The 6,778-nt window shown below is 61.4% G+C and carries 4 protein-coding genes and 1 pseudogene; 3 read left to right on the top strand and 2 right to left on the bottom strand.

Annotated elements, in window-relative coordinates; genetic code table 11:
• Positions 1-331 precede the first annotated feature (331 nt).
• Positions 332-1,726 carry a sorbosone dehydrogenase family protein gene (locus J8I87_RS38760; RefSeq protein WP_209937687.1) on the bottom strand — a complete coding sequence of 465 codons (1,395 nt, stop codon included), beginning with the start codon at positions 1,724-1,726 and terminating at the stop codon, positions 332-334.
• Between the two features lie 747 nt (positions 1,727-2,473).
• Between J8I87_RS38760 and J8I87_RS38755 the strand changes: the two genes are divergently transcribed.
• A complete protein-coding gene (locus tag J8I87_RS38755; protein WP_209937685.1) occupies positions 2,474-2,767 on the top strand; it encodes a hypothetical protein in 294 nt (97 codons plus the stop codon).
• A 486-nt stretch (positions 2,768-3,253) separates the two neighbouring features.
• Positions 3,254-4,353: pseudogene (locus tag J8I87_RS38750) on the top strand (IS256 family transposase); the annotation flags it as partial.
• 193 nt (positions 4,354-4,546) lie between these two features.
• Here J8I87_RS38750 and J8I87_RS38745 read toward each other — a convergent pair.
• Positions 4,547-5,635 carry a zinc-binding dehydrogenase gene (locus J8I87_RS38745; protein ID WP_209937684.1) on the bottom strand — a complete coding sequence of 363 codons (1,089 nt, stop codon included), beginning with the start codon at positions 5,633-5,635 and terminating at the stop codon, positions 4,547-4,549.
• 94 nt (positions 5,636-5,729) lie between these two features.
• Here J8I87_RS38745 and J8I87_RS38740 point away from each other — a divergent pair, with 94 nt between their 5' ends.
• Positions 5,730-6,650 (top strand): LysR family transcriptional regulator, encoded by a 921-nt coding sequence (locus J8I87_RS38740; RefSeq protein ID WP_313068101.1) that lies wholly within the window; start codon positions 5,730-5,732, stop codon positions 6,648-6,650.
• Positions 6,651-6,778 lie beyond the last annotated feature (128 nt).

Below are 6,778 nucleotides of genomic sequence, written 5' to 3'. Positions count from 1 at the left end.
CTGCTCAACGCCCAATGGAGGCTAAATCACATTCAATCTCTGACTGCAGATCTGTCCGCTGAACCGGGTCACCCTCAGGGCTATCCTAAAGACCACCGACCGGTGTCGTTTGAAGGCCACGACGTTGTTCCCTCTGTCTTCGGCGCGATTTACGCACTTACGGTCTTTCGCGCTGCTGAGCCGACGGGCATTCAAACGGCGGCTTCAACCTCTGAAGCCGCCGTTCATCTATCTCGGTCTAACCTCCTGACCCTCGGACCAGACGCTACAACTCGCGCAAGGCACAGGAATGGGTTAGCGCCAGCCAGGCACCACGTCAGTTTTCCGCCTGCTACTTATGCGTAAATCGCCTCACGGAACTGGTAACGAGGTCCACGTAGAAGAGGTCCCCGTCTGGACCGGATTTCAAATCCACCGGTCCTCCCTGCAGGTCCCTTGCAAACGTCTGTGGCGTGTTATTCGGCGGCTGCATTGTCCAGATGCATTTCCGAAGAAGATCGCCAAAGTACAGGGCATTCCTGAACGCGGGAGGGTAGGTTGTGCTGGTGCCGTCAGTGAATCCAATCGCGGAGATCACACTACCGTTTTGATCGGGCCCCCCGCCGGACGGCTTGCCGCCGCACGTCCTTCCCCTGCTGTCCTCGGCCGTAACGTAACTCGCGTGAGAGTAAGCAAAGAACGGTGCAGTGACGCCCCCAACGCTTCCGCAGTATGCGGTGCTCTGGTAGCCGGGTTGAGGAGCCGCACTGAAGTTGTTGTTGGGGGCCCATCCTTCGAAACACGGCCACCCGAAATTCTGGCCGGCGACGGTGAAGTGATCGATGGATTCCCAGAGGTTCCAACCCACGTTGCCGATATACAGTTCATCCGTCACACCGGGCAGCCGGGCGAAGCGGAAAGGATTGCGCAGGCCGTTTGCGACAATGGCAACGCTTTGGGTTGTCGTGCCCAGGTTCGTTACCCGAAGAATAACGCCATCGTCGTAGGGCGACACGCGCTGACTACGAAACGCCCCCTGCGGCAAATTTGTACCATCGCCGCAAGCGGTATCCAACTGGCCGTAGTCGACCTGGTCGAAGCTTGCGCCATCGCCGGCACTGACATATAGCGTTCTGTTATCGGCTCCGAAGGCCAGGCCGCCGATGCTGTGAGACGTATAGTAAAAACACCAAGGCTGCCTGGTGGATCCGGCGGGGGGCAGAATCTTCGTTTCGCCCGACCCCGTTAAAAGCGAAAGTTGGCCGCCGGTAAGGACGTTTCCACTACACGCTCCTGTCGCGGGACGCGTCGTGTAAAGCACGTAGACGTTTCCATCATTCAGCGGATCGACTGCAAGTCCGAGGAGCCCCCGGTCGGCATCATTGCAAACTTCACTCCCCAGGTCGGCGAGCAACGTACAGGTAGGGGTCGCCAAGTCGCAATTCCAGACCTTGCCCCCTTTTTCGGCGACGTAAACCCTGGTCTTGCTTCCGTTGAAGCTTATCGCGGTCGGCTGAGTGAGACAGCCCGCGTACAAGATCTGCTCGGTAAAACCTGGGGGAAGCTTCGGCCGCGGCCTGGTCGTGGAAGTGGGTTGGCATGTAACCGACTGCCCGACAGCAGCCACATTGGGTACAGCAGCGGCCTGAGCGCGCGCTACATCGGTGAAAAACGATGATGTCAGCAACACTGCCAGCGCGGCGATCACGCGGCTTTGGCTTAGCCAGCCTTCTATGGAGTGCGGCATCTTACCCTCCTGTTCACGATTTGACTCATCGCGAAACCTAGCGAGATATCGGCCGGCGACTTTTCGCCTCGTTTTAGCGCCGGTCCCATGTGCCAGCGAAGCGCGTGCCAGCTGCAGCACATCCTCCCATTCAGCTTGCTTGCCGGCGCGCAATGTCGCTATTTTGTCCGCCGCCCATGGGCAAAGGGCCTATCGCTAACGGGTAAGCTGCCGTTCGAACTGCTGAATAACGAACGGCCCTTCCGGGTCGCTTTCTGCCCGATGCCGAGGCAGCATGGAGCGTACCGCCACCTCATCGTCGGACCGGATGCGGCCATGTGACGGTCCCCTTGGCTGCAGGGGCACTTCGGACAATCAGGACAATCGGGTGTCGGCTTTCGCTCAGCTACCGGTCGTTCGCAGACAAACGACACACAGGTTGTGATCAGCTTAATGCAACTGTCGGGGCCACACCACCGCCCACGGTTGCCAGACAAGGTGCTCTGGCCTCGCAGCGCTGCAATCGGACGAGCGTGTCGCAAAGAATATCTGCAACGCTTCACGGCTACGCGATCGGTAAAAGGGGATCGATCTCGTCTCGCAGAAACTCCTGCGCCTCACGCCGATTCCCACACGCCTTACGCGATTGCATTTTGAAACACTTGCAAACTGTAAGGCGGCCGCTTTTTTCATATCCTGAAAGGGCAGTGTGCCGTGGCGGATGCTGCCGATCATGGGACGCGTGCAGGCATCACTTGGGGGAACCAAATGAAGAAGCTCGTCTCGTTGTTGGCCGTCGCTGCGCTTGGCGCAGGGTTCGCCGCGACGGCGCGGGCGCACGTCTCGGTCGGTGTCGGCATCGGGGTGCCGGTCTATGGCGCGCCACCGGTCTATTACGCGCCGCCGCCGCCTGTCTATTACGCACCGCCGCCCGTCTACTATGGTTATGGTTATTGGCCGGGGTACTACCGCGGGTACTACGGTCGTCCGTATTGGCCGGGGTCCTACCGCGGGTACTATGGTCGTCCGTGGGGGTGGCATCACCCTTACCGCCGGTGGTGATTAGAAAGGTAGAAGGGTGTCAAACGAGAGGTACGGCGCCGAGTAGTTCGGCGCGCGTCGCCTCCCGACGGCGCAACGCAGATCCCGCAGCCGCATTGCGCCGTTTTAATTTCCGCCGCTCAGCTGCCGCCCGGGCCGTATGTAAGACCAGATTGCGACGATGGGCACTAGCCTTGGGCAACGACAGCTGCTTAGAGAAACCAACGAATTAGCTTGGGCTACTAAACACAGTAAGCAGCGGGTCAATTAGCGAGCAGCGCAGCGGATGTCGGTAATGTGCCGAGAGATGTGCAGAAAGTCTGAAGGCAGGAAGAATGCCCAAGGATGGGGTGGCCGTGGTGTAAGTTGATGAATGTCCAGTTCGTCAACCTGCCCTGGGGAGGGCTTACGCCATGGCCACGACCAAGCGTAGTACGAACCGGCCCTCAGCGGAAGCGCTGGTTGCCGGCGATCGGGATCTGATGAAGGCGCTTAGGAAGGATGCGCTACAGGGAAGTGCTGGAAGCGGAGATGACGGAGCTGTTGGGTGCGTCACCCAACGAGCGTACCGAAACACGTAGCGGCTATCGGGCAGGCTATTACGGACGAGGGCTCGTGACACGCATCGGAGCTGGAGCTTCGCATGCCGCGCGACCGTCACGGAGAGTTCTCGACGGCATTGTTCGAGCGGTATGCGCGCAGCGAGAAGGCACTGGTGGCCGCGCTCGCCGAGATGTACGTGCAGGGTGTATCGACCCGCAGGTCAAGGCGATCGCCGAGGAACTATGCGGTCACAGTTTCTCGGCCTCGGCGATCTCCGCCATCAACAAGGGACTGGACGCAACGCTGGCGAAATTCGCGCACCGGCCGCTGGAGGAAGCGTATCCGTACCTGATCGTCGACGCGCGCTACGAGAAGGTGCGTGAATCAGGTGTGATCCGCTCGCAGGCGGTGCTGATCGCCATCGGCGTCAACTGGGAAGGTCACCGCCAGGTGCTGGCCGTGGAGTTGGCCAACCGCGAAAGCCTGTCGAGCTGGAAGGAATTCCTCCTGGGGCTGAAGAAGCGCGGCCTGTCAGGCGTCGAGTTCGTCGCCTCGGACGACCATGCGGGGTTCAGGAAGGCGATCGGCGAGGTGCTGCCTGAGGCCGCCTGGCAGCGCTGCTATGTGCACTTCCTGCGCAATGCGCTGGACTATCTGCCGCTAAGGCCGACGATGACTGCCTGCAGGAACTGCGCTGGATGTACGACCGTCGCGACCTGCAGGAAGCACAACGGGATCTGGCTGCATGGATTGGCAAGTGGCAGGGCAAGTATCCGAAGCTCGTGGACTGGGTGGAGGGCAACATTGCCGAGACGCTGACGTTCTACCGCTTACCTCGCGCGCATCACAAACATCTCAAGTCGACCAACATGCTTGAACGCCTGAACGAGGAAATCAAGCGACGCACGCGTATTGTGAGGATCTTTCCGAACGAGGCGGCGTGCCTGCGACTCATCAGGGCCCTGTGTAGCGAAACACACGAAACGTGGCTGGAAGACAGCCGTTATCTGAACACGGCTTTGCTGGCCGAGCAGAAGAAGGAGTTTCTACGCGCTGCTGCATGAGCGGCGCGCCGTGTCCGCTGTTGCGGGCTACGCCCTTCGCAGCGGACACGGCAGAACGATCAACTGAAACCATCGTTAACCGTTTTCTGCACAACTTGACGTACACAACTCGAATGTCAGAAGCACCCCGGAAGCGGCCATTGGTGTCGCGACGGGGCGACCGACTGATGTGGGTCGACTACGGAAGCAGCGCTTAACCCCAGGCACGCTCTCCTTCTGCGCTGACAACCGTGCACTGCAGCCCCTGCGCCGCACCCGCGCGATCGATCGCTGCTTCGAGCTGCGCAAACGGATAGGTCGCGAGTTCGACGACATCGAGCGACAATTGCCCCGACGCCACGAGCGAGACGAGCGCGAGGTAATCGGCACTGCTGTACATGAAGTGACCGATCAGCTCCCAGTTGTTGCGCAGCATCTCGCTGTAGGTGATGGGCAGAATGACATCCATGCTACCCATCAGCACGAGCCGCCCGTTGCGCCGAAGACTGCGTAGCGCCGCGAGTGTCGCATTCGGTTCCTGTGCGTGGCCGACCATGTCGAAGGCGAGATCGGCACCGCCGCCAGCCACCTCGCGGATCGCAGCGACGTCGCGTGCGCCATCGCGCGTCAGCACGATCGGCACGACGCGGCCGCTGCCCAACTCGACCAGCTTCGCGAGCGGCTCGGCGCGACGGCCGAGCGCGACGACGCGGCTGGCTCCGAGTGCCAGCGCCGCGAGCACGGCTGCCGACCCGAAGTAACCCGTCGCGCCGTTCACGACCACCGTCTCGCCGGCCACGAGTCTGCCGCGCCGCAAGCCGCCGAACGGCACCGAAAATTTGCCGAGCACCGCCAGGCGCGCTGACGGCATCGCATCGAAGCCATCGAGCGCCAGCACGGTTGAAGCCGGAAATTCCGCGAACTCGCGCAGCGTCCCATGCGGAAAATCGGCAAGCATCGGCGCACTGCCCGCGCTGATACCGGTCAGGCCAATCAGAATCTGCTCGGGCTCAGCCACTGCTTCATTGGCCACCCAGTACGGATGCACGACGACGCGTTGTCCGGGACGCAAGCCGAACACGCCTTCGCCGACGGCCTCGATACGGCCGACGCCGTTCGTCCCTGGCGAAAAAGGACCGGGCGGAAATGCGTATGGCAGCTTGCCTTCGACGTACGCGCGCGTATAGCTGAGCAGCGGCACCGCCTCCATCCGCAGCAGCACGGCGCCGCGCCGCGGTAGCGGCGTCGGCTCATCGCGCAGAGCCAGGGGTTTGCCGGGTTCGTCGAGCATCCAGGCTTTCATCGTCGTTCCTCGAAAGAAGGGGTAATCGGACGATTGAACTGTAGTGGCGGTTGACCTATTCTCGAAATCAATTGTCGATATTGGACCTATCAACGTGGTTGATCTGCGAGGCATCGACCTGAATCTGCTCGTGTCGCTCGACGCACTGCTTGAGGAAGCCAACGTAACGCGCGCGGCCGAGCGGCTGCATCTGACGCAGCCGGCGCTCTCGACGCAGCTCGCGCGGCTGTGGCAGATCTTCGGTGATCCGCTCCTGATTCCGTCGACGAGCGGTCGCGGCATGACGAGAAGTGCACGCGCCATCGAGCTGACGACGCCCCTGCATGACGTACTCAAGCAGCTCGAAGCCGTCGTTCGACAACAGCCCGACTTCGATCCATTCGCCGACACGCGCCGTTTTACGATTGCCGCCAGCGATCAGGCGATCGCCGTGCTTGGTTTTCAGCTGATGCAGTCGTGGCCCGGGCATGCGGGGCCGGGCGTGCAACTCGCGTTCGTCGTCGCGGAGCAATCGACGAGCGTCGAGCGCTTCGAGCGCGGCGAGATCGATCTGCTGATCGGTTCTGAGCGGATGGTTCCGGCGTGGACGAAGGCGCGCAAGCTTTACGACGAGCACTTCGTGTTCGCGCAGCGCAAAGGTCATCCGCGCGGGCTCGCGCCCGTTGATCTCGATAGCTACTGCGCGCTCGGCCACGTGCTCGTTTCGACGAGCGGCGGCAGCTTCTTTGGCTTTATGGACGAGCATTTGCAGGCGCTCGGGCGCGTGCGCCGCGTCGTGCTGTCGGTTCAGCACTTCACGCTCGTGCCCGAACTGCTCGCCCGCACGGACTATGTCTCGACACTGCCGTCGCGGCTCGTTGCGCGCTATCGGGACGTGCTCGATGCGTTCGATTTGCCGTTCGAGGCGCGCGGATTTTCGCTGTTCGCGGCATGGCATCCGCGCGATCAGGCTGACCCAGGGAGCGTCTGGCTGCGGGAGAAGCTGACGCAGATCGTGGCGAACTGGCACGCGTAGTCACGTGATTTATGTCGTTCAAGATCACTCAAGATCGCGAAAGGCAATGCTTTCCGTTCATCCTGGGCCACGGCGCACCGAACCGTAGTTCCGCATATCAATAGTTTCCTGGAATGCGCTATCGCGTA

This window comes from Paraburkholderia sp. LEh10, from assembly GCF_017814945.1.
In the GTDB taxonomy this organism is placed as follows: Bacteria; Pseudomonadota; Gammaproteobacteria; order Burkholderiales; family Burkholderiaceae; genus Paraburkholderia.
The sequence above is the reverse complement of the archived record's forward strand: the minus strand, read 5'-3'. Positions and strand labels throughout refer to the sequence as shown.

Coding starts and splice junctions, on each gene's coding strand:
- J8I87_RS38755 (WP_209937685.1), top strand. CDS start 2,474: ATGAAGAAGCTCGTCTCGTTGTTGGCCGTCGCTGCGCTTGGCGCAGGG.
- J8I87_RS38745 (WP_209937684.1), bottom strand. CDS start 5,635: ATGAAAGCCTGGATGCTCGACGAACCCGGCAAACCCCTGGCTCTGCGC.
- J8I87_RS38760 (WP_209937687.1), bottom strand. CDS start 1,726: ATGCCGCACTCCATAGAAGGCTGGCTAAGCCAAAGCCGCGTGATCGCC.